Source organism: Methylomarinum vadi (assembly GCF_000733935.1).
Taxonomy (GTDB): Bacteria; Pseudomonadota; Gammaproteobacteria; order Methylococcales; family Methylomonadaceae; genus Methylomarinum; species Methylomarinum vadi.
On sequence record NZ_JPON01000001.1, the window covers coordinates 1,358,526 to 1,381,141 of the forward strand.

24 protein-coding genes are annotated in these 22,616 nt (G+C 49.5%); 4 read left to right on the forward strand and 20 right to left on the reverse strand.

Going from position 1 to position 22,616, the window contains the following annotated elements; all coding sequences use genetic code 11:
- Nucleotides 1–19: 19 nt before the first annotated feature.
- From pgsA to rimP, 10 genes are all read right to left on the reverse strand, one after another.
- Complete coding sequence (pgsA, locus tag EP25_RS0106925) at nt 20–580, reverse strand: CDP-diacylglycerol--glycerol-3-phosphate 3-phosphatidyltransferase (RefSeq protein ID WP_031433195.1); 561 nt, start codon at nt 578–580, stop codon at nt 20–22.
- Complete coding sequence (gene uvrC / locus EP25_RS0106930) at nt 570–2,408, reverse strand: excinuclease ABC subunit UvrC (RefSeq protein WP_031433196.1); 1,839 nt, start codon at nt 2,406–2,408, stop codon at nt 570–572. The genes pgsA and uvrC overlap by 11 nt, the downstream gene beginning before the upstream one ends.
- A gap of 6 nt (nt 2,409–2,414) precedes the next feature.
- On the reverse strand, nt 2,415–3,053 hold the full coding sequence (locus EP25_RS0106935) for a uracil-DNA glycosylase (RefSeq protein ID WP_031433197.1): 639 nt from the start codon (nt 3,051–3,053) through the stop codon (nt 2,415–2,417).
- A 159-nt stretch (nt 3,054–3,212) separates the two neighbouring features.
- On the reverse strand, nt 3,213–5,297 hold the full coding sequence (gene pnp / locus EP25_RS0106940; RefSeq protein WP_031433198.1) for a polyribonucleotide nucleotidyltransferase: 2,085 nt from the start codon (nt 5,295–5,297) through the stop codon (nt 3,213–3,215).
- 224 nt (nt 5,298–5,521) lie between these two features.
- Nucleotides 5,522–5,791, reverse strand: a complete 270-nt coding sequence (gene rpsO / locus EP25_RS0106945) for a 30S ribosomal protein S15 (RefSeq protein WP_031433199.1) — start codon at nt 5,789–5,791, stop codon at nt 5,522–5,524.
- Nucleotides 5,792–5,902: 111 nt separating this feature from the next.
- The gene (gene truB / locus EP25_RS0106950) at nt 5,903–6,814 is read right to left on the reverse strand and encodes a tRNA pseudouridine(55) synthase TruB (RefSeq protein WP_031433200.1); all 912 of its coding nucleotides are present in this window, start codon (nt 6,812–6,814) and stop codon (nt 5,903–5,905) included.
- A gap of 8 nt (nt 6,815–6,822) precedes the next feature.
- Complete coding sequence (gene rbfA, locus EP25_RS0106955; protein WP_031433201.1) at nt 6,823–7,173, reverse strand: 30S ribosome-binding factor RbfA; 351 nt, start codon at nt 7,171–7,173, stop codon at nt 6,823–6,825.
- 3 nt (nt 7,174–7,176) lie between these two features.
- Nucleotides 7,177–9,891, reverse strand: a complete 2,715-nt coding sequence (gene infB, locus EP25_RS0106960; protein ID WP_031433202.1) for a translation initiation factor IF-2 — start codon at nt 9,889–9,891, stop codon at nt 7,177–7,179.
- Between the two features lie 2 nt (nt 9,892–9,893).
- Nucleotides 9,894–11,420, reverse strand: coding sequence for a transcription termination factor NusA (nusA, locus tag EP25_RS0106965; RefSeq protein WP_031433203.1), 1,527 nt, complete (start codon nt 11,418–11,420; stop codon nt 9,894–9,896).
- Entirely contained in the window at nt 11,410–11,895 is a 486-nt protein-coding gene (gene rimP / locus EP25_RS0106970) for a ribosome maturation factor RimP (protein WP_031433204.1), read from the reverse strand. Before rimP ends, nusA begins: the two co-directional genes overlap by 11 nt.
- 317 nt (nt 11,896–12,212) lie before the next feature.
- Here rimP and EP25_RS0106975 point away from each other — a divergent pair, with 317 nt between their 5' ends.
- Together EP25_RS0106975 and EP25_RS23435 are read left to right on the forward strand one after the other, a co-directional pair.
- Complete coding sequence (locus tag EP25_RS0106975) at nt 12,213–13,718, forward strand: sodium-dependent transporter (RefSeq protein WP_031433205.1); 1,506 nt, start codon at nt 12,213–12,215, stop codon at nt 13,716–13,718.
- A 114-nt stretch (nt 13,719–13,832) separates the two neighbouring features.
- Entirely contained in the window at nt 13,833–14,000 is a 168-nt protein-coding gene (locus tag EP25_RS23435) for a hypothetical protein (RefSeq protein WP_160172711.1), read from the forward strand.
- Between the two features lie 41 nt (nt 14,001–14,041).
- Here the strand turns inward: EP25_RS23435 and tnpA are convergent, their stop codons facing one another.
- Entirely contained in the window at nt 14,042–14,473 is a 432-nt protein-coding gene (gene tnpA, locus EP25_RS0106985) for an IS200/IS605 family transposase (RefSeq protein ID WP_031432165.1), read from the reverse strand.
- A 167-nt stretch (nt 14,474–14,640) separates the two neighbouring features.
- Between tnpA and EP25_RS0106990 the strand changes: the two genes are divergently transcribed.
- Nucleotides 14,641–15,000 (forward strand): hypothetical protein, encoded by a 360-nt coding sequence (locus EP25_RS0106990; protein ID WP_031433206.1) that lies wholly within the window; start codon nt 14,641–14,643, stop codon nt 14,998–15,000.
- Between the two features lie 186 nt (nt 15,001–15,186).
- Here EP25_RS0106990 and nirJ read toward each other — a convergent pair whose 3' ends face one another.
- The 9 genes from nirJ to EP25_RS0107035 all read right to left on the reverse strand — a co-directional run bounded on the left by nirJ (nt 15,187) and on the right by EP25_RS0107035 (nt 21,652).
- Complete coding sequence (gene nirJ, locus EP25_RS0106995) at nt 15,187–16,335, reverse strand: heme d1 biosynthesis radical SAM protein NirJ (protein ID WP_031433207.1); 1,149 nt, start codon at nt 16,333–16,335, stop codon at nt 15,187–15,189.
- Nucleotide 16,336: 1 nt separating this feature from the next.
- The gene (gene ahbB / locus EP25_RS0107000; protein WP_031433208.1) at nt 16,337–16,816 is read right to left on the reverse strand and encodes a siroheme decarboxylase subunit beta; all 480 of its coding nucleotides are present in this window, start codon (nt 16,814–16,816) and stop codon (nt 16,337–16,339) included.
- Nucleotides 16,813–17,256 (reverse strand): Lrp/AsnC family transcriptional regulator, encoded by a 444-nt coding sequence (locus EP25_RS0107005; protein ID WP_031433209.1) that lies wholly within the window; start codon nt 17,254–17,256, stop codon nt 16,813–16,815. The genes ahbB (EP25_RS0107000) and EP25_RS0107005 overlap by 4 nt, the downstream gene beginning before the upstream one ends.
- Entirely contained in the window at nt 17,249–17,755 is a 507-nt protein-coding gene (ahbB, locus tag EP25_RS0107010; RefSeq protein ID WP_051906459.1) for a siroheme decarboxylase subunit beta, read from the reverse strand. Before ahbB (EP25_RS0107010) ends, EP25_RS0107005 begins: the two co-directional genes overlap by 8 nt.
- Complete coding sequence (locus EP25_RS0107015) at nt 17,727–18,203, reverse strand: Lrp/AsnC family transcriptional regulator (protein ID WP_200875087.1); 477 nt, start codon at nt 18,201–18,203, stop codon at nt 17,727–17,729. Before EP25_RS0107015 ends, ahbB (EP25_RS0107010) begins: the two co-directional genes overlap by 29 nt.
- 2 nt (nt 18,204–18,205) lie before the next feature.
- Nucleotides 18,206–19,378: a cytochrome D1 domain-containing protein gene (locus EP25_RS0107020; RefSeq protein ID WP_031433212.1), complete on the reverse strand. Its 1,173-nt coding sequence runs from the start codon at nt 19,376–19,378 to the stop codon at nt 18,206–18,208.
- 90 nt (nt 19,379–19,468) lie between these two features.
- Nucleotides 19,469–19,756, reverse strand: a complete 288-nt coding sequence (locus EP25_RS0107025; RefSeq protein ID WP_031433213.1) for a c-type cytochrome — start codon at nt 19,754–19,756, stop codon at nt 19,469–19,471.
- Nucleotides 19,757–19,767: 11 nt separating this feature from the next.
- Nucleotides 19,768–20,079, reverse strand: a complete 312-nt coding sequence (locus EP25_RS0107030; RefSeq protein ID WP_031433214.1) for a c-type cytochrome — start codon at nt 20,077–20,079, stop codon at nt 19,768–19,770.
- The gene (locus EP25_RS0107035) at nt 20,066–21,652 is read right to left on the reverse strand and encodes a nitrite reductase (RefSeq protein WP_031433215.1); all 1,587 of its coding nucleotides are present in this window, start codon (nt 21,650–21,652) and stop codon (nt 20,066–20,068) included. The genes EP25_RS0107030 and EP25_RS0107035 overlap by 14 nt, the downstream gene beginning before the upstream one ends.
- Nucleotides 21,653–22,049: 397 nt before the next feature.
- Here EP25_RS0107035 and EP25_RS0107045 point away from each other — a divergent pair, with 397 nt between their 5' ends.
- Complete coding sequence (locus EP25_RS0107045; protein WP_031433216.1) at nt 22,050–22,613, forward strand: MarR family winged helix-turn-helix transcriptional regulator; 564 nt, start codon at nt 22,050–22,052, stop codon at nt 22,611–22,613.
- Nucleotides 22,614–22,616 lie beyond the last annotated feature (3 nt).

A 22,616-nucleotide genomic window follows, 5' to 3' on the forward strand; every position in this document is an offset into this window, starting at 1 on the left:
GTTAAGAAGTCGTTGGCAATCAATCTTGCATGGTTGAAATCGCAACCATCAGATAATTAACCATGGACCATAAAGTTAATAAAGCGGCTAGGTACAGCAACCAATAACCCATGAGATTGATCGGCAAACCTATAAAATCCTCTCGATATAATAACATGCCGATTGCTACCATCTGCGCGGTGGTTTTCCATTTGCCCAATTGTGAAACTTTAACCTTTGCGCGCTGGCCGACTTCCGCCATCCACTCACGCAACGAGGCAATCGTAATTTCTCGGCCAATAATAATTGCGGCCGGAATAGCGAGATAGGCGGATGCTTCCGTCTGCACCAACAAAACCAGGACGAAGGCCACCATCAATTTATCGGCGACAGGATCCAAAAAGGCACCAAAAGCCGTTTCCAGGCTCATTTTCCGGGCCAAATAGCCGTCCAGCCAGTCGGTAATACCGGCAACAATAAAAATCACCGTACACGCTATATTCGAATATTGCCAAGGCGAATAAAAAACGATTGCCAACAAGGGAATCAAGGCAATACGGAGAAACGTCAAATAGGTCGGTAAGTTAAATTCAACTGCCATCTTGATAGTGAAATGTATCGTATATTCTTTGCGCCAGCTGCCGACTTATTCCATCCACGCTTGCAAGCGCATCCACGCCGGCATTAGTAATACCTTGTAAACCACCGAATTGTTTCAACAAACGTTGCCTTCTCTTCGGCCCCAAACCGGCCACGTCTTCCAGTACCGATTTATTTCTTGTCTTTGCCCGACGTTGCCTATGTCCCGTGATCGCAAAACGGTGCGCCTCATCGCGGATATGCTGTATTATTAACAAAGCGCTGGCTCCGGGCGTCACATCGAGTGGTTGTTGCTGATCAACCAACAGGATTTTTTCCATCCCCGCTTTTCGGTCCGGCCCCTTGGAAACGCCGACTATCATAACATTGTTTATTGCCAATTCCTCTAAAGCCTTTTGCGCTTCATTGACTTGACCTTTGCCACCGTCGATAAATAGCACATCGGGCGCAGGGTGCTCGCCTTGTTTCATGCGTTTAAATCGGCGATAAACGGCCTGATGAATTGCGGCATAGTCATCCCCCGCCGCAATGTCATCTATATTAAACCGTCTGTATGCCGATCTGACCGGTCCTTCCCGATCGAACACCACGCAGGAAGCTACCGTCTGCTCGCCTTGGGTATGGCTAATATCGAAGCATTCCAGGCGCTTGGGTATTTCGTCACAGCCAAGTTCTTCCTGTAAACTCAAGAAACGAGCATACAGCCCTTGCTTATCTGATAATTTACTTTGTAGCGAATTGTTGGCATTGGTGACAGCCATTTCCAGCCATTTTTGTCGCTCCCCCCTGACATTAACAGAAATCGTCACGGCATGCCCTGCCTGCTTTGCCAGCACCTCGGCCAGCAACTCGGCCTCGGCCAACGGATCACTGACGATGAGTTCATGAGGCACTTGTTTCTCCAAGTAATATTGCGCAATAAAGGCTTGCAAGATACTGCCGGCCTCATAATCCTCATTGATTTTAGGGAAAAACAATTTATTACCCAAATTCTGTCCGTTACGTATAAAGAAAACTTGCACACAAGCCACGCCGGCCTTGGTCGAACAAGCGATGATATCGACATCGCCCTTTTCGCCATGAACGAAATTTTTTTCCAGTATCGAACGCAATCTCACTATTTGATCCCTGATCAGGGCGGCCTGTTCAAATTCCAGCCGTTCAGACGCTTGCTCCATTTTACCGATCAATTGTTCGATCAATTGATTGCCTTTTCCCTCCAGAAACATCACGGTATTCTCTACATCTTCCTGATAATGCTCGCGACTCACCAATCCCACGCAAGGGCCCGTACAACGTTCGATTTGATACTGTAAACAAGGGCGGGAGCGATTATTGTAATAGGAGTCTTCGCACTGCCTGACTGGAAAGATTTTCTGCAGCAGTTTTAAGGTTTCCCTTACCGCCCCGGCACTGGGATAAGGGCCGAAATACATGCCCTTTCGTTTTTTCGCACCACGGTGAAACGTAACTTGTGGAAACTCGTGGTAACTGGATATGAAAACATAAGGATAAGACTTATCGTCGCGTAAGCAAATATTGTAGCGCGGTTTAAAGCGTTTGATTTGCTGACTTTCCAGCAGTAAGGCTTCGCCTTCGGTGTGCGTAACGGTGACCTCGATCGACGCCACCTTGGCAACCATAGCTTGTTGCTTAGGCGATGCCGATTGACTGCGGAAATAACTGGACACCCGGTTTTTTAAATTCTTGGCTTTGCCGATATAGATTATTTCTCCCTTGTCATCGAGCATTTTATAAATACCAGGCCTTTGCGTCAGGTGCCTTAAAAAGGCCTTGACATCGAATTCCACTGGCAAATTTTCTGGCACCACAACTTAACCACTGATTGACTGAATCGTCTCAAATACTTCGGCAAACATCTCTGCCGTCAACCGTCCGGTTTGTACATTATAACGACTACAGTGATAAGAACTGACCATGGTTTTACCATCCGGCAATGGAAAAACCCTATTATGACCAAAACGGGCACTCGCCAGTTTTAGTCCATAGGCCTTCAGCACCGCTTGATGCGCTATACTTCCCAATGCCAAAATAATCGTCCCCTCGGGTAAGGATGCGATTTCCGCCGCTAGAAATGGGTTGCATTGATTAATTTCAGCGCCGGTGGGCTTGTTTTGAGGAGGCAGACATTTGACCGCGTTGGTAATTCGACACCCCCTTAATTCAAGCCCGTCATCAACCGCCTTCGATTCCGCTTTACTGCCGTAGCCAAAGTCATACAAAGTTTGGTAGAGCAGCAAACCGGCGTAATCGCCGGTAAAGGGACGGCCGCTGGCATTAGCTCCGTGCATCCCCGGCGCCAAACCAACGACCAACAAGCGGGGGTCATCGTCGCCAAAAGGAGGCACCGGCAAAGCATAATAAGTTGGATGCTTTTCTTTGACTTCGTCCAGGAATCCATTCAGCCGAGGACAGCGCCGACACTGCTGGTCGAATATATCTTTTGTCCACATAAAATCTTGATGCGTTATCTAATCCAAACAGTTAAACATGTATCACAGAGCATACAAACAAGACACTAGCTTAATTGCAAATGCATGCAAAAAACGGCTATTAACCGATAAGCACAAAAAAGGGCCTTAGCGGCCCTTTTTTTAAGCAAGTAGTAAATTTTACTGTTCGTCGTTATCGACTTCTTTCATGCTCAACCTAACACGCCCCTGACGATCGATTTCCAATACTTTAACTTTCACTATATCGCCTTCGGACAATTTATCACTGACTTTTTCCACTCTTTCATCGGAAATCTGCGAAATGTGCACCAAGCCGTCTTTTCCAGGCAAAATTGTCACGAACGCACCGAAGTCCATTAATCGCACTACCTTGCCTTCATAGGTTTTACCCACTTCGACTTCGGCGGTAATTTCTTCGATGATACGGCGCGCTTCCTCCCCTGCCGCTTTATCGACCGAAGCAATATTGACCACGCCATCGTCGGTCAAATCGATGCTGGCGCCAGTCTGCTCGGTGATACCACGAATAGTCGCGCCGCCCTTACCAATAACCTCACGAATTTTGCTTGGATCGATTTTGAAGGAAATAATTCGCGGAGCGAAATCCGACATTTCTTCACGTGTCGACGACAAGGCCTTGTTCATTTCTCCCAGGATATGAAGACGTCCTCGTTTTGCCTGTTCCAAAGCGTTTTCCATAATTTCGGCGGTAATACCGTCGATCTTGATATCCATTTGCAGCGCGGTTATGCCGTTTTCGGAACCGGCGACTTTAAAATCCATATCCCCGAGATGGTCTTCATCGCCCATGATATCGGACAATACGGCGAATTGATCATTCTCCTTGATCAAGCCCATCGCGATACCGGCAACGGGGGCTTTAGTCGGCACGCCGGCATCCATCAATGCCAAGCTTGTGCCGCATACCGAGGCCATCGAACTGGAGCCGTTCGATTCGGTGATATCCGATACCACGCGAATCACATAAGGAAATTCATCCATATTAGGCAGAATCGCCGCCACGCCGCGCTTCGCCAAACGACCGTGACCGATCTCACGACGCTTTGGCGAACCGATAAAACCGGTTTCACCAACACAGAATGGTGGGAAGTTGTAATGCAGCATGAAGGGTTCTTTGTACTCACCGGTCAAGGCGTCGATAATCTGCGCATCGCGGTCGGTACCCAAAGTGGCGACAACCATTGCCTGTGTTTCGCCGCGGGTGAACAAAGCTGAACCATGCGTTCTGGGCAGCACACCGGTTTTGATCGAGATCGGCCTGACTTGATCCAAAGGGCGGCCATCGATGCGTTTACCTTCGTTCAGAATCGAACCACGAACAATTTTCTTTTCCAGTTTTTCGATAATATTACGAATTTTCAGTTCTTCGTATTGCTCATCGGCGGTCAATTTTTCGACCACCGCAATTCTGATGTCGCTCAACGTATCCTGACGAACCAATTTCTCGGCGACCTGATAGGCAGCTCTAATGCTTTCCTCGGCTTCGGCGATAACCAATTTTTCTAACTCGTCATCACTGTCTGGCGGCGACCATTCGACCAGCGGTGTAGCTACCTCGGCGGCAAACTCCTTGATTGCATTGATGGCTGCTTGCATGTGCTCGTGTCCGAACAACACCGCTCCCAACATGACTTCCTCGGTCAGCAAATCGGCTTCCGATTCCACCATCAATACCGCTTTTTCTGTGCCAGCGACAACCAATTCCAATTGCGAATCCTTTAACGCGGCCATCGAAGGATTGAGCCGATATTCGCCATCTATATAACCGACACAAGCCGCTCCTACCGGTCCATTGAAAGGCAAGCCGGAAACAGCTAAGGCAGCGGAAGCGCCCAACAAAGCCGGAATTTCGGTACCCACTTCAGGGTTAAGAGAAACCACCGTGGCAATGATTTGCACTTCATTCGTGTAACCATCAGGGAAAAGCGGCCGGATCGGTCTGTCGATCAGGCGTGAAATCAGGGTCTCGCTTTCGCTGGGACGGCCTTCGCGTTTGAAAAAACCGCCCGGAATTTTACCGGCGGCATAGGCTTTTTCCTGATAATTGACAGTCAGTGGAAAAAAATCTCCACCGCTCGCGTCTTTTTTACCAACGACTGTCACCAGCAACGATGTCCCCTCGACATCGATCAATACGGCACCATGGGCCTGACGAGCGATTTCGCCGGTTTCCAGGGTAACCAGGCGATCGCCGTACTGAAATTCTTTCCTGATAGGATTCACTATAAGGTTCCTTTGTTTTAAAGGTTATTTGAGGATGTATCACTTTCACGCCGGTTGCAGCCAACCTTCGGCCCTCCCGGCAGGAAACCGAAATAACTCGGTCTCCAGTTTCTCAAGCGCATATGGCTGAGGGATCCGGTACCATCCTGTACCGGCGCACTTCAGCCAGCAAGAGCGAAGCGCTTGAAAATAGAAACGGCACAGAATGTGCCGTTTCCAGAACGTTATTTACGCAGACCTAAACGATCGATTAACGAACGATAGCGTTCCACGTCTTTCTTTTTCAGGTAATCCAGCAACTTGCGACGCTGATTAACCATTCTCAACAAACCACGGCGAGAGTGATTGTCTTTTTTGTGTTCAGCAAAGTGCGGTGTCAAATGAGCGATGTGCGCAGTCAGTAAGGCAATCTGTACTTCTGGCGAACCGGTATCGTTTTCCGACAAACGGTACTCTTCAACAACGGATTTCTTTTGTTCAGCTGTAAACGGCATTATTAATCCCTATCGATTAGTAATAAAAATTAAAGCCATCGCCACGATGGCCACGATTTACATGGTTTCCACCATAGGGTGTAGAAACCGATGTTCTTTACTGCCTGTTTTTCAGGCAACCTCATTGTGCAGAAGGAACAATTTTTTCGGCGCTAGTTTACCATTCAAAAGCATTTCTCCCAAACCCAAAAATCCCTGTTCACTGTACATTCTGACCATTCCTTGGCCCGACTCTTCGATGCAAAGCTGTTGACCTTGCCGGATTCGCTCGGCCTGCTCGGTTGAAACGCGCACCGCCGGGATGCTTTCGAGCGGCTTATCCACGGCAATCAGGCTATTCAACAATTGGCTTTCGCTCATGGCCTGCAGTTGCTCCAGGGTGTAGGCCTGCTCGATGCTAAAGCGGCCGGAAGCGGTGCGACGCAGCACTTTCACCGTCGCGCAACTACCTAAATAATGGCCGATATCCTCGGCCAAGGAGCGAATATAAGTCCCCTTGGAGCAATGCGCTTCCATCGTCAGCAAATCGCCTTCCGATGCCAACAAACGCAGCGAATGAATGCGTATCCGGCGTGCCTTTCTCGCAACGACTTTGCCTTCCCGCGCCAATTCATAGAGCTTCTTGCCCTGATGCTTCAAGGCCGAATACATCGGCGGCACCTGGTCAATATCGCCCGTAAATTGCCGGATGCAATCTTGCAAGCGCTGCTCCGATAACTTAGGCACCGGCATTCGCTTAACGACCTCTCCCTCAATATCACCGGTGTCCGTCATCACGCCTAGCTGCATGACAAAGCGATAACGCTTATCTTCATCCAAAAGCAATCCGGAAACCTTGGTCGCCTCGCCGAAACATAAGGGCAACAGCCCTGTCGCCATTGGATCCAGGCTTCCAGTATGGCCCGCCTTATTAGCATTGAGCAATCGCCGCACTTCCTGCAAAGCCTTATTGGAAGATACCCCCAAACGTTTATCCAACAACAGGATGCCATGGATATCGCGCCCCGATTTACGTTTTGCCATTATTTTTGCTAGTCGTCCTTATCCCTGAGCAGCTCGGCTACCCTCATCCCGGTATCGAATGAATTGTCATAATAGAAGCGAAATTCGGAGATATGCCGCAAACGCATGCGTCTTGCCACCTCATGCCGAATGGCCGGGGCCAACTCATTCAACACGTCGATGTTACGCTGCTTCCCCTCTTCGTCCGCATTCAAAACTGTCACGTAGATCTTTGCCACGGCCAGGTCTTTGGACACCACCACCTCATTGACAGTGATAAAACCCAAGCGTGAGTCATTAATCTCGCGCTGCAAAACGAACGCCAGCTCTTTTTGCATTTGTGATGCCACACGATCACTGCGGCCATATTCTTTTGCCATCCGTTATATTTCCCGTCTGACTTCTACTCGTTCGAATACTTCGATCTGATCGCCGACTTTGACGTCATTGTAATTCTTAACACCGATACCGCATTCCATCCCCATCTTGACTTCGTTGACGTCATCCTTGAAGCGGCGCAATGATTCCAACGCGCCTTCAAAAATAACAACGTTGTCGCGCAATACCCGAATCGGCAGATTACGCTTGACGTAACCATCGATGACCATACAACCGGCGATGGAACCGAATTTTGGCGAACGAAACACATCCCGCACCTCGGCCAAACCCACGATTTTTTCCTGTATTTCAGGTGCCATCATACCACTGATCGCACGCTTGACTTCGTCAATCGCGTCATATATCACGCTGTAATAATGCAGATCGATATCTTTTTCTTCGATCAACTTTCGCGCCGTCGCGTCGGCACGCACATTGAAGCCGATCAGAATCGCACCCGACGCCAACGCCAGGTTGGCGTCGCTCTCGTTAATGCCGCCAACACCGCCGTAAACACATTTTACTTGAACTTCGTCGGTGGATAATTTGACCAAAGATTCACGCAAAGCCTCCAAGCTACCTTGCACATCGGTCTTGATAACCAGGTTGACCGTTGCCATTTCGCCGGCCGACATCTTGGAAAAAACCTCGTCCAGCTTGGAGGCGGCTTGGGCCGCATGTTTGCTGGATTTTTTACGTTCTTCCCGATGTTCCGCCAACTCTCTGGCCACACGTTCGTTCTGCACCACCAAAAACTCGTCACCGGCATCAGGCGTACCCGACAAGCCTAAGACTTCCACCGGCGCACACGGTCCCGCCTCCTTCGCCGCCTTGCCATTCTCGTCGAACATGGCGCGAACCCGCCCGTATTCATGACCACAGAGAATCATTTCCCCTTTCTTCAAATTCCCTTTCTGGACCAATATCGTGGCGACAGCCCCACGCCCCCTATCCAAACGAGACTCGATACAGATACCGGAGGCAACACCTTCGAACGGCGCCTGTAATTCTAGAATTTCGGCTTGCAAGATCAATGCCTCGATCAAGTCGTCGATTCCTGCACCGGTTTTGGCCGAAACCCTGAGGAACTGCACATCGCCGCCCCATTCTTCCGGTACGACATCGATGCTGGCCAATTCTTGCATCACTTTGTCGGGATTGGCTTCCGGTTTATCGATCTTGTTGATCGCGATAATCAACGGCACCTCCGCAGCGCGAGCATGCTCAATGGCCTCCTTGGTTTGCGGCATCACGCCGTCATCGGCGGCCACGACCACGATCACGATATCGGTCAATTCGGCGCCACGGGCACGCATCGCGGTAAAGGCCGCGTGACCCGGGGTATCCAGGAAAGTTACCGAACCGTGGTCAGTTTTGACTTGATAGGCACCGATATGCTGAGTGATTCCGCCTGCCTCGCCGGCGGCGACTTTAGTCTTGCGAATATAATCCAACAATGAGGTCTTACCATGGTCGACGTGTCCCATAATGGTCACAATCGGCGCCCTTGGCCTTAATTCTCGCTCTTCATCGACATTCTGCACCCCGGCCAACATTTCCTGCTCAAGATCATCCTCACTCTGCATGATAGGATTGTGCCCCATTTCCTCGACCAGAATAGCCGCGGTTTCCTGGTCGATAGACTGGTTTATCGTGGCCATCATCCCCAGCTTCATCAGGTGCTTAATGACCTCGGCGGCCTTGACACTCATCTTCATGGCCAAATCGGAGACGATGATATTTTCCGGAATCAACACATCCCTTACGACCGGCTCGACAGGTTTTTCGAACTGATGCTTAACCTGCATCGCTAATTCGACTTCTCCTTTTTCTCGGCGCTGTTTACCTTTTTTCCCTTTTGCTTTTCTGCCAGGCTCACTCTTGCTAAAATCCGTTCCTTCGTCGCCCACTGCCCTTTTCCCGCGCGGCTCTTGCTTTTTCTTATGCAGAGTCTGTTGCTTCTTGGCTTCCGCCTGCCTTCTGACTTTTTCCGCGGTTCTTTGCACCGCTTCTTCCTGTCTGCGTTTTTTCTCCTCTTCCAGTCGCTGGGCTTCCAATTCCTCGGCACTTAATTTTGCCTGCACCGTTCCTTCTTTTTCGGCTTCAACCTCCACCGCTGCTTGTACTTCAGGCTCCTCTGCCGGTTTCTCCTTCATACCTGGTTCGGACGGCTCCGTTACAGGCTTTTCTTGCTTAGCAGTGGTTTCTTTTGCCTTCACCGGCTCCTGCGCTGGGCGTGTAATTTCAGCAGCAACCTCGACTTCCTGCCGTCTCTTTTCCTTAACCACTTCCTGCAATTTTATATCCTGCTGCCGGCACACTTCTTCTGCGGCCGCCATTTGTTCCTGCAGCGCTTCGTTAGTCGATTTGACTTCCCTGCCCTCATCCGGAGCAGCAATTTCACTCCGTTTGATATAGGTTTTCTTTTTGCGGACTTCCACACTGACCGTTTTGGTAGCGGAACCTGGTATTGACGCCTGCTTTAACTCGGTGACCTTGCGCCGCTTTAACGTAATTCTTTTGGGAGCCGTAGCCGACTCATCGGCGTCAGATTTACCGTGACGTTTACGCAAGTGCGCCAGCAATTTCATTTTGTCGTCTTCACTGACAACATCCTCGGGGGCATGGGGAGCCAGTCCCGCTTCATTCAACTGTTCTAAAAACCGTTCTAGCGGTATTCCAACAATTTTGGCCAATTCCTGTACTGTCTTCTCACTCATGCTTATCCCCCTGCCTGTTCACCCTGCTTATCCGCAAACCATGGTTCGCGGGCTTTCATAATCAATTTTGCCGCTTTCTCTTCGTTCATGCCGGTGAATTCCAAAATGTCATCAATCGACTGTTCGGCCAAGTCATCCATGCAAATGATACCCTTGGCCGCCATTTCATGCGCCAATTCTTCATCCATGCCTTCCATTTCCAGCAAATCCTGAGCTGGCTGTGAAGTTTCAATTCTTTCTTCCGAAGCGATCGCACTGATCAATAAGGCATCTTTAGCGCGGCTTCGCAATGCTTCAACCAGCTCCTCATCGAACCCTTCAATTTCCAGCAACTCATCGACTGGTATGTAAGCGATTTCTTCAATATTGTTAAGCCCTACTTCGACTAATATTTCGGCAATTTCATCATCCACATCCAATTTCTCGATAAACTCCTGTTTTGCTTTCGCCGATACCTCATCATGGTCTTTGTCCGCCGCCGCCGCATCCAACACATTCAATTCCCAACCGGTCAACTCACTAGCCAGCCGAACATTCTGCCCGCCCCGGCCTATGGCTTGCGACAAACTGTCCGTGGCAACGGCGACGTCCATGCTGTGATTATCTTCATCGACAACGATCGATTCAATTTCCGCCGGAGCCATGGCATTGATGACAAATTGAGCTTCATTCTCGTTCCACAGCACGATATCGACGCGCTCGCCGGACAACTCATTGGAAACGGCTTGCACTCTCGACCCTCTCATGCCCACGCAGGCGCCGACCGGATCCAACCGAGGATCATTACTCTTCACGGCAATCTTTGCCCGCGACCCCGGATCTCTGGCGGCAGCCTTAATATCTACCACCCCCTCTCCCACTTCCGGCACTTCCAGGCGGAACAAGGAAATCAATAATTCCGGCGCCGTTCTGCTAACAAACAATTGCGGTCCACGCGGCTCGGAGCGTACGTCTTTCAAATACCCTCTTATTCTATCGCCCATACGAACGGCTTCCTTGGGAATCATTTCTTCCCTAGGAATATAGGCTTCGATATTACCGCCGAGATCCAAGTAAACGCTGCCTTTCTCGAGCCGTTTCACTACACCCGTAACCAGCTCGCCAATTTTTTCCTTATAGGCCTCCACGACTTTGCGTCGTTCCGCTTCCCTAACCTTCTGGATAATCACCTGTTTGGCCGTCTGCGCGGCGATCCGGCAAAACGCTACAGATTCAATTTCTTCCTCGACAAAATCACCGACCTCGATGTCCGGATTATCCAATTGCGCAACTTCCAACAACACCTGAGATTCAGGAAACTCGACATCACCATCGATTTCATCATTGGCATCGACAACTTCCCAGCGCCGATACGTGGCATAATTGCCTGTTGCCCGGTTAATCGCTACCCGAACCTTAATTCGATTTTCATGTCGCTTAACAGTCGCAGCTTCTAGCGCAGACTCGATTGCTTGGAAGACAATCTCTTTATCTATTTCCTTTTCATTAGCAAAAACATCTGCTACTAACAAAATTTCTTTATTTGCCACTGCGAACTCCTTTATTGAGTAAAAATTCAGGCACCAGTCGCGCCTTACTCATAGCTTTAAATGGAATATCATAGGTTTGATCCCCTTCCAGAAGAACGACGACATCATCCTCGACTTTCTGAATCAAACCAGTAATTTTTCTTCGTTTATTAATCGGTTTAAATAAATTCACCGTGACAGTGCTACCGATGAAGCGTTCAAACTGGCTCAATTTAAAAAAAGGCCTATCCGCTCCCGGAGACGACACTTCCAACTGATAATTGCCCGGAATAGGGTCCTCGACATCCAACATGCCACTTAATTGGTGACTGACTTTGCTGCAATCATCCAGTAAGATTCCATTTTCACTATCGATATAGACCCTTAACATCCCATGTTGGGGGTGAGGATTAAACTCAATACCGACACATTCATAACCAAGACCTTCCACAATTGGTTCGATCAGTTTCACCAAATGCTCAGGAGCCTGCTTCATGATGCCATCACCTTTTTTCACACAAAAAAAAAGAGCCTACGGCTCTTCCATAAACAACCAAACTAAACTTGAAGTTTCAAACTAACTTACGCCCATAAAATAAAAAAACCCCATGAACGGGGCCGAATGACAAAGCATTGAAACTAGCTAACCTAATAGACTAACTTATTTTTATTATTATATTTTTTATCAACAGACCAGTCAAGAGACAATTAGCAATCGAGATTCGCCAATACAGATAATTTGCATGAAAAATAAATTGTGCTACAGAATCGATATAAAATCATTACATGAATTGTAGATCGGAGGGGGGGGGAATGGCAAGGGCGCAATGGAATTCTCAAGTTGGCTTTATATTTGCCGCGGTCGGTTCGGCAATTGGCCTTGGCAACATCTGGCGATTCAGTTACCTGGCCTATGAACATGGCGGCGGGGCCTTTCTGATTCCGTACTTTACCGCATTACTAACAGCAGGGATACCTCTCTTGATTCTGGAATATAGCATCGGACACGAACGAGTCGGATCGGCACCGCTTGCGTATCGAAAAATCGGCAGGCGCTGGGAATGGTTGGGCTGGTGGTCGGTTATTTTTGTCATGTTCGGCATCGAACTTTACTATTCCGTGATCATCGCTTGGTGCCTGAATTTCTTTACCCTCTCTTTTAACCTGGCGTGGGGGAACGACCCTAACCAGTTTTTCTTCCAGGAGTTTCTTCGCGTTTCCGATAGTCCTGGCGAATTTGGCGAAATCCGCACGCCCATTCTGTATAGCCTAATCGTCATCTGGTTGGCTAATTGGTTCATTGTCTATCGCGGTGTGCAAAAAGGCATCGAATTAGCTAACAAAATCATGATGCCGTTGTTGCTGGTACTGACGCTCATCTTGGTATTCTGGTCGTTACAATTAGAGGGCGCCAGCCATGGCATCAGTGTCTATTTGACACCTGATTTTTCCAAACTCACCCAGCCCGAAGTTTGGATTGATGCCTACAGCCAAATCTTTTTTACCCTTAGCCTGGGTTTCGGCATCATGATTGCGTATGCCAGTTATCTCCCAGACAAAACCGATATTACTCGCAATGCGATGATCATCGCTTTCATTAACAGTGGCTATTCCCTGCTGACCGGCTTCGGTGTTTTTGCCGTACTCGGCTTCATGGCACAAAGCGAAGGCAAAGAAATTGCCGATGTCGTCAACGAAAGCATCGGCCTAGCGTTCGTCGCCTATCCGAAAGCGATCAGTCTAATGCCCGGCGGAAACTTGTTTGGCGCGGTATTTTTTCTATGCCTGACTGTGGCCGGCTTATCCTCGGCGGTCTCCATCATCGAGGCATTTGTTTCGGCAATGATCGATAAATTTTCCTTAAACCGTCGCTTATTGGTCACTTTTGTTAGCGCCCTCGGTTTTATCGGCGGTACGGTCTTTACCAGTCAAGCCGGTCTTTTATGGCTGGATATTATTGATCATTTCATCACCCATTACGGCTTGATCCTAGTCGGCATCCTCGAATGCATCGTCATCGGCTGGATATTTCACTTACCCACCTTACGTCGCCATATCAATGCCATCTCCAGCTTCAAAGTCGGCGCAGGTTGGAGCTTTCTGATTCGTTTGTTTGTCCCCTTCATGTTATCGGTCATTCTCCTTGGAGATTTGATCGACGAATTCCGGCAACCCTACGGCAATTACGGCTGGACCGCCTTGATTCTGATCGGCAGAGACTGGCTTTTATTAACGCTGATCCTTGCCCTAGCCGTTTCATCACGCCCCTGGAAAAACAAGCCGCAACAAGCCAGACAATCAGGGCAAAGGGCGGATTAAATCGAAAAAACACACAAATCGATAGACACAATGCTAATATCGACTCTATATTACTTGACTAACCTCCGATTTCTGTATTAATGTATCGACTCGATATTAATAAAGGAGGTCATCATGTCCGAAACCCAAGAAAAAGATCGTTCAATTCTTTACATCGCTCTTACCGCTATTATCGCCGTGAGCGTCATTATCGCGGTGAAGAAAAACGAAAACGACAAATACGCGCCAATCAAAGAACAGCAAACTAAACAACCACCCGCTCAAGCGGGTGGGTTCCAATAACGGACTGAAAGTCCGGATACGCGTCGACTAAACGACGCGTCTTAGTCGGGCTCCATTTTGAAATTATCGTTTGGATTAGGTTCAAAGTGATGCTCCAAATATTGCTTTATCATCTCATCAGTCATTTGCCCCACTGTGGCGCAAAAATAACCGCGGGCCCAAAAATGTCGACCCCAATATCGCTTTTTCAAGTGCGGGAACTCTTCGAACAGATAGCTCGAAGTTCGTCCCTTGATTCGCCTCATGATTTCGCTTGGGGCCATAGTCGGCGGCGCACTCACCAAAATGTGCACATGATCTTTGCTCACGACACCTTTGATAATCCGTATCTCAAAGGCTTCGCATGTCTGCCGCACCAAGTCTCTCACTCGTTCGGCTATTTCATCCTTCAGCACTTTATAACGATACTTCGTAACCCAAACAAAATGATACTCAATTTGGTAAACCGTATGGCTGCCGTATCTATAGTCCATCGCCACCTCCTTGGGCAAATTATCGCAGCTAAAGCTGACCGGCTAAAGCCGGTGGTTTAAACCTTATGATGGATAATGAAGAACTCAGACTCATGAATATCAGAGTCTTGAAATAACCGTAGCTATCGAAGCCGATAATAACTATAAAAAATATTTGAGGAGTGTCTATGAAAACAAAATTATTTGCTTTATTGCTGCCAACTCTCTGCTTTTCCGGCACAAGTTTAGCCACCGAGTACATCTATCGTGATTTAATGGCCAATACGCTGCCATCCGCAAAATGCGAAAAACTCGAAAAAGCCCAGCAAACAGCGCAAAAATCCTATAACATTAAAAGATATAGTAAAAAATTCTGCCAAACCCAAGGCTATGGTTGGCATGTTGAAGCAGTGAAAAACACCGGCGAAGTCGCGTGTAACGAGTGTTCGGACGAACCCGGTTTACAAAGCTGTCATTTAGAAGACGTCGTCGTGACCTGCAAACGCATCAAACCAGGCTCCGTCGGCATGCTACCCGGTAAAGGTTAAGCCTTGGGCACGAGTTCCATCTCATAACGACTGAATTCCCTAACCTTGAGGTCAAAACGAAGAACACAGAGAACACGGAAGTTTTCATGCCCCCCCAAATCCCTCGCCTTGATCAAACAAGAAATTGCATAATTTTCTCTGTGTTCTTCGTCCCTTGCGTTCGCGGTTAAAGGCTAAAACAATGATTCAAGCCCCATAACCGGCAATTTCTTCATCATCGAGATAACATCCAGGGTCTTCTTGCCAGGGGTCTCGATAGATTTGCTGCGCTCTTACTCGGGTATTGCCATTACAAATCTTCTGAAAATGACAGGTTCGGCAACGCCCCCGCAATGGCCTCGGACTGGACTTTAATCCGGCCATCAACGGATCGGAAACATCCGTCCAAATTTGGGAAAACGGCCGCTCGCGCACATTACCTAGACTGTAATGCCACCAGAAGGTATCCGGGTGAACATTACCCAGATTATCGATATTGGCGACGTTCACTCCCGAGGCATTGCCTCCCCATTGTTCCAATTTGGCTCGAATATGTTCGACCCTGTCGGGAAAACGCTTCTTGACCCAATGCAAGAAATACACGGCATCGGCATCATTGTTACCGGTGACGATTTCGCGGTGCAATCCGTCTTGCTCCCAACGCAAACACCTTTCGAACAGTAAATCCATTGCCTCGCGGGTCATGCGGAAACCGGCATCGTCCTTGCGGTTTTTATTGCCGCGACCACCGTAATTCAGGTGCGATAAATAAAACTTATCCAGATCCTCTTCGTCCATCAATTGCAGCATGGCGGGAAAATCCGAATTGTTGTCCTGAGTCAGGGTAAAACGCACGCCGGCTTTAATGCCCCGCTCACGGCACAAGCGGATACCCGCCATCGAATCGGCGAAAGAGCCCGTTTTTTGCCGGAACTTATCGTGGGTCTCGCCGATACCGTCCAGGCTGACGCCGATATATTGATAACCGATCGCGGCAATGCGGTCGATATTGTCCTCGGTAATCAAGGTGCCGTTGCTGGATAAGGCAACGTAAAACCCCATATCCCTGGCTCGTTGCGAAATAGAAAAAATATCGGGATGCAGCAACGGCTCGCCGCCCGACAGAATCAACACCGGCACCCTGAAGACCTTTAAATCGTCCATAACGCGATAGACTTCGTCGCGGCTCAATTCCCCGGGAAAATCGATATCGGCCGACGTGGTATAGCAATGCTTACAGGTCAGATTGCAACGCCGTATCAAATTCCAAATCACCACCGGCCCCGATTGCTGACGCCCTGGTTTGAGGGGCGTCGGCTGCAAGACTTCCCGCATGTATTGACTCAGACGGAACATGTTATCCTCCGATGCGCAAGCCGGTTTTTTTCAGGATGCGGCTGCTGTATAGCACCGTCTGACCGCGGCAATGCTTACCCAACACCTGCTCAATTACGGCGATTTTTTCCTGCACCCCCTCCTTGCTCTTGCTATGCACCATCGCGAACAAGTTATACGGCCAATCGGGCAGATGTCTCGGCCGATGATAACAATGACTGACGAAATCGAGTCGGCCCACTTGCGCACCCAACTCGTCGATCATGTCATCGTTTACATCCCAAACCGTCATGCCATTGAACTTATACCCCAACTTGTAATGATTCGGCACCGCGCCGATACGACGGATGACTCCGCTTTCGCGAATGGCTTCCATCCGCCGCATGAGTTCTTCAACACTAATGCCGACTTGCCGGGCGACAAACCGATAAGGCTGGGGAACCAATGGCAAGCCGGCCTGGGTCGCCAGAATGATTTGCCGGTCAACGGCATCCAACGTCATGCTTCAAACCTCAAGCCGACATAATATTCTTTTATTTTCGGCATGTTATAAACCTGTAAGCCAGTTTGCCGTTCGATTTTTTCGATCACTTCACCTATTTGTTCGGGGGATTCGGTCGCCAGGACAAACCACATATTCAATTCATGTTCACGGGCATAGTTGTGGGCGACCTCGGGAAAGGCATTAATGATCTCGGCGATTTGCTCGAAACGTTCTTCTGGCGCCTTGACCGCCGCCAGCGTCAGCGCCCCTCCCAATTGTTCGGCATGATACATGGGCCCGAAACGCGACAGAATACCCTGATCCAACAAGGCCTGCAGGCGTTGCAACAAAATTTGTTCCGTGATGCCAATTTGCTCGGCCACTTTGGCGTAAGGCGCATCACAAATCGGAAAACCATCCTGTAGATGGTTGATCAGACGTTTATCCAATTCATCCATGGGCTAATTTAAAAGATTGTTTGCTGCTGGGTTTATAAATAGCACCCCGTTGTTTGAAACAACGCTTACTGAACAACACCTCCATCGTAAATTGCCCCAAGCCACACGCTTCGATCAGGTCCTGCAATTGCTCCAGCACCCGTTCCCGGCTCTTGCCATGAATCATGCAATACAGGTTGTACGGCCAGACTTCGCCTTGCCTCGGACGCCGATAGCACAAATTGACGAACTTGAAGCGACTGATGTGGCCGCCAATCTGATCGACCAAGGCATCCGGCACATCGATCACCACCATGGCATTGGCCCGGTAACCCAACTGGCGGTGATTGACGATGACGCCCAGGCGGGAAATCAGCCCTTGTTTTTTTAACGCGTCTAACCGGACAATGACCTCCTGCTCGTTCAAATCCAGCAACTTACCGATATCGGCATAAGGCCGGCTGCTGAGCGGCAACCCTTTTTGCACCGCCTCAATCAGACGACAATCGATTGCATCCATTATCCAATTCCAGTTCGAAGCCAAGATTGATAAAGTAATCCGTCAGCAGCGGCAGACGCATCGCCTTACAGTTCGTTTGCCCTTCGATTTCGAGCAAAGTTCGTTGCAAATGCTTTTCGCTGTTGGCGATCAACACAAACCATAGGTTGAAACGGTTTTCCCGTTCGTAATTGTGATTGACTTCGGGAAAACGGCTGATGATGTCCGCCACCCGCGGCAATTGATCGGCCGGCACCGCCATCGCCACCAACATGCTCTTGCCGATGCGGTTGGGCCGAAACACCGGCCCGATACGGCTGATCAAGCGCTCATCGCTCAATTCCCGCAGCGCCGACAACACCTCTTCCTCGGTCACCCCGAGCGAATCGGCAATGGCCTGATAAGGCCGCGGCGTTAGCGGAAAATCCTGCTGAAAATCGTTCAACAACCGCTCATGCAAGGGAGTCAACGTCACAACCCCAACTTATATGCGCGCGAGGAAAAAAAGATACCGCTGGGCTTGTCGGCCGAAAAGCGTTTCTTTTCGCGAAAACTGTCGGTGTCATAGACGATAATACGGTTGTCATCGCGCACGGATACCCATACTTCTTCTCCTCTAGGGCTAAACTCCATATGCAATACCGCCTTACCCGGCTGTAAAGACTCGACGATGCGCAAATCCTTGACGTCGATGACCTGTAGATGCTGGTTATCGGGGAATGCGAAATTGACCCAGATTTGCCGACCATCGGGCCTGGCCATCACGAACACCGGCTGGCCCAGAACGGGAATGCGCTTGAGCAAATGCCAATCGCGCTTATCGACGACCAATACTTCGTGCCGCCCCATCGCCGGCACGAACATCCACTCACCGGCCATGGCCCAGCCTTCCAGGTGCGGCATCTTATAAACCGGCAGTTTTTCCTCATGCTTGCCGTAATCGCCAAGGATGCGCATGACACCTTTTTCCGGTTGCCACAAATCCAATAACGCCAGACCGCTTTCGCCGAATAGCCCGGCGATATAATAACGGCCATCGGGTGACAACATGGCATCATAAGGCTGCTTGCCGATGTCTTTAAACTTTTGTATACGCGGATTGTTCGGTTGTTTCATGTCGACGATCCAGATTTCTCCACCGTCGAAAAGACTGAAGACGAAACGCTGCCCCGGCGCATCGACCAAGCCCACGACCTTGGAAGGCTTGCCGCCGTCATATAACGCGGGAATGTCGGCCACTGGTTGCAGAGTGTCGCTGGCAAAGATTTTGACGCCGCCTGGCGTATAATTGGAAACGGCAATCAAGCTTCCGTCCTGGGAAATCGCCCCGCCGATACTATTGCCTGCCTGGACGATACGTTTATCGATCTTGTCCTGCAGCAGGTCGATTTTGCTCAATCCGCCATCACGGCCAAACACATAGGCATAGCGCTGATCGCGGGAAAACACGACCGAGGCGTGGGATAAATCGCCCAAGTCATCGATTTGAGCCAGCACCTTTTTTTGACTGGTATCGACCAACAACGCGCTGCCCCGCTCCCGTTCGATGATGACACCCAAATCACCCGTCGCGCGAAGTTCCGCATTAGCCGCGCCGGACATCAACATAATGGCCCAAAAGATTCGGAAAAACATATGCTTCATGGTAAAGAATTCAAGAAGGCGGCCTACTTGGTTATTAACGCAATGCGGGAAGACGAAGTCAACGCCTTGAAACGTCGCACAGGTTGAGACCTACTGGTTGCGACGCAGATAACCAACCAACCAGGATGCCTCCTCTGCGCTGATAAAATCACGCCACGGTGGCATCGCGGTACCCGGTCGGCCGTTTAATATGGTTTGCACTAGAAATCGGTCTTCCTTTCCTGCTAGTTTCTCGGGTAACAGCGACGGCCCCAACCCTCCCCTTAACCGAAGGCCGTGGCAGGAACCGCAATCATGTTTGAGCAAATTGACCAATTCCTGCTTCCGTTCAACACTAGGTTCGTCGGCCCAGGCATTGGTCGTCAAGACCAATGCCATCAGCAATCCTCTCAAGGTTTCAATCGCCCGTAATAATTGGCTATATTATTGATATCCCTATCGCTCAGGGAACCGGCAATATTGTTCATGATCTCGGAAACTCGGGTCTTGTCGCGGTATTGCTTCAAGGCCGTTTTCAGATACTCGACGTCACGACCGGCCAATGGCGGAAAAGGAGCGCCGACGCTGGGATTGCGAATTCCGTGGCACTGTGAACAAACGGCCGCGGCCTTGGCCTGGCCGGCATAAATGCTGGCCGCCTGGGCGGAGCCCGCCAGCAGCAAGCCGGCCAACAACAGGGCAGAATGTTTAATGAGTTGCATTAGCCAGCTCCATTTCGTCAGGTGACAAACCGCGAGTCATGTATTTAACGCGGCCGCGAGAGAAAATACCGGCAGGACTTTCCATCGGCACCGTGGCCACTTTTTTCAAGGAATGTGAGTCGTAAACGACTACCTCATCGCCGCTGTAACCGGCGCTCACATACAGATATTTGCCGTCGGCGCTGTATTCAGGGAAATAAGCATGGCCACCGACATCCAGTGTTTTAACCACTTCCAGCGAGTTCTTATCGATCAATTGAATCGTGCGGGCGCGTCTATCCTTGGTGATGATGTCTACGGCGACATAAGGCGCGTTGGCATGCGCGGCCGGCGACTCGGTACCGCCGGAGACCGGCACTTGCTTGACGACTTCCATCTTATCCAAATCCCAGACGCTGACCACGGTTTTGTCGCAGGTACCGAAGTTGGTTCCGAAGCCCAAGGTTCGGCCGCCAACTTTGACCGCCGAACCGCCGCCGACATGCGGCACACAACCCGCCGGCAGTTTTTTGATGATTTCGCGTTTTTCCAAATCGATCACGGCTACGATGCTGTCGTCGTAGGATGCGACCATCAATTTTCTGCCTTGATGGGTCAGGAAGGCGTCATGCAAATGACGGCCGACGTTCTTTATTTTGGTGACCGGAAAACCTTCCTTCAGGTCGACTACCCAAACCTGGCCGGCATTTTCCAGGGCGATGGCGAAGATATCAGCATAAGGGGTGCCGATGACCATGCCGGAATCGGAGGAAACCATGTTGCCGTCCGGGTCCACCCCTTCCAGTTCGAACGTTTTTAACGGTTCCAGCGTCTCCGCATCGAGAATCACGGCTACATGAGGCACGAAGGTTCCGGCCATGATGTATTTACCGTCACGCGAAACGCCCATGCCCGGGCCGTTGAAGCCGGTCTTGATGCTACGCACCGCTTGCATCGAATACAAATCGACCTTGAAAATCTCGGCGGTATCGGTCTTGACATAGGCCCAACGCGGGTTGGCAGGATTGAAATCGATGATATGCGCGGCAGTTCCGGTAGCGATCTCGCCGACTTGCTGATGGGTTTTGCTATTGATGAAGACCGCCTTGGATCCCGCGCCACGGCCATATTTCCCCCGGGCGGCAACCCCGATCAGATCGTCGATATTATCGATTTGATAGGTCGGCGCGCTCGGCAAGGAACTCTCGTCCTTGACATAAACCTTGAGCGACTTTTTCATATCGTCCATCGTCCAGGCAGGATTCGGCAATTTCGGAGTCGATTGCAGGTGCTTGACCAAGGCCCGAATATCGTCATCCGATAAACGGCCGTAGAACGGAGGCATCAAGGTTTCGAAACTTCCGGTCATAATCGTGCTTCGCAACACGGTTGGACTACGCCCCTTTAACGTTTCCGAATTCAGGGCCGGGGCCAGATAACCGCCATGGTCCGCACCATGACAACTGGCGCAGTTCTCTTGGTACAATTGATGGGCCTTGGAATTGGAATCCGCCTGGACAGCGCCGGATGACAGAAGCATCGTCACTGCACCCGCCAGAATCGTTTTATTCAGTTGTTTTATCGTTATCTTCATGTTGAGTTCCCGTCATCCGAATAATTAATTTTGAATCGATAATTAAATCATAAAATAAAGCAACAAACAGCCTCTATTGTGCTTCCAACAGAAAACTTTCCAGCCTTAAACTCAAGAGACGAGGATGTAGCTTCACTTGAATTTTAAGTAGTTATTTTTCCACTGTTTGCGATCGATTGCTTTTACCCGCAAACCGGCAGCCAAAATAAATAATGAATTTATCAATTCATGTTTAATAAAAAAATACCGGTAGTATAAACTACCGGTCATGTGCTTAACATTCGAGCCGACTTAATTTGACAAACGCTCTAGCAATCTAGTAATTTCGATTCGACATCAATTTAACGCATCCCCTTTCTTATTGTCAACAGATATGCACCCTAATAGAATATGAGCCATGCAAAAAACTGATATTTATGAATTTATCGAATGCATGGCCGCGCTGATTCGCACCGAGGAGCGCCGTAAGTGCACCGAATTAGGCCTACAACCGGTTCATTTCCAGTTGTTGAATTATCTTGCCCGCTGCAATAAATATAGCGACACGCCCGCCGCGACCGCCAATTTTCTGGGCATGACCCGTGGCACCGTATCGCAGTCAATCATTATTCTGGAAAAGAAAGGCTATATCGAAAAAAAACAAGATATAGCCGACAAGCGGGTTGTTCATCTTTCCCTGCTGCCGAAAGGAAAAGAAATTTTGCAGGAAGCCAGGCCCTCCGAATTGTTCGAAAAAGCCGTGACAATTTTCAATAGCGACATACCCAGCATGAGCGGTGATAAAATCTTTGCCCATGCTTTGACGGCCTTGCAGAAAGCCAATAATTCCCACAGCTTCGGCATGTGCAAAACGTGCAAACATTTCAGCACGAAAAACGGTGGTTTTTTCTGTCAATTGACCCAAGAAAAGCTTACTTCCGAAGACAGTGAAAAAATATGTCAAGAACATACCCCGCAATAAAGC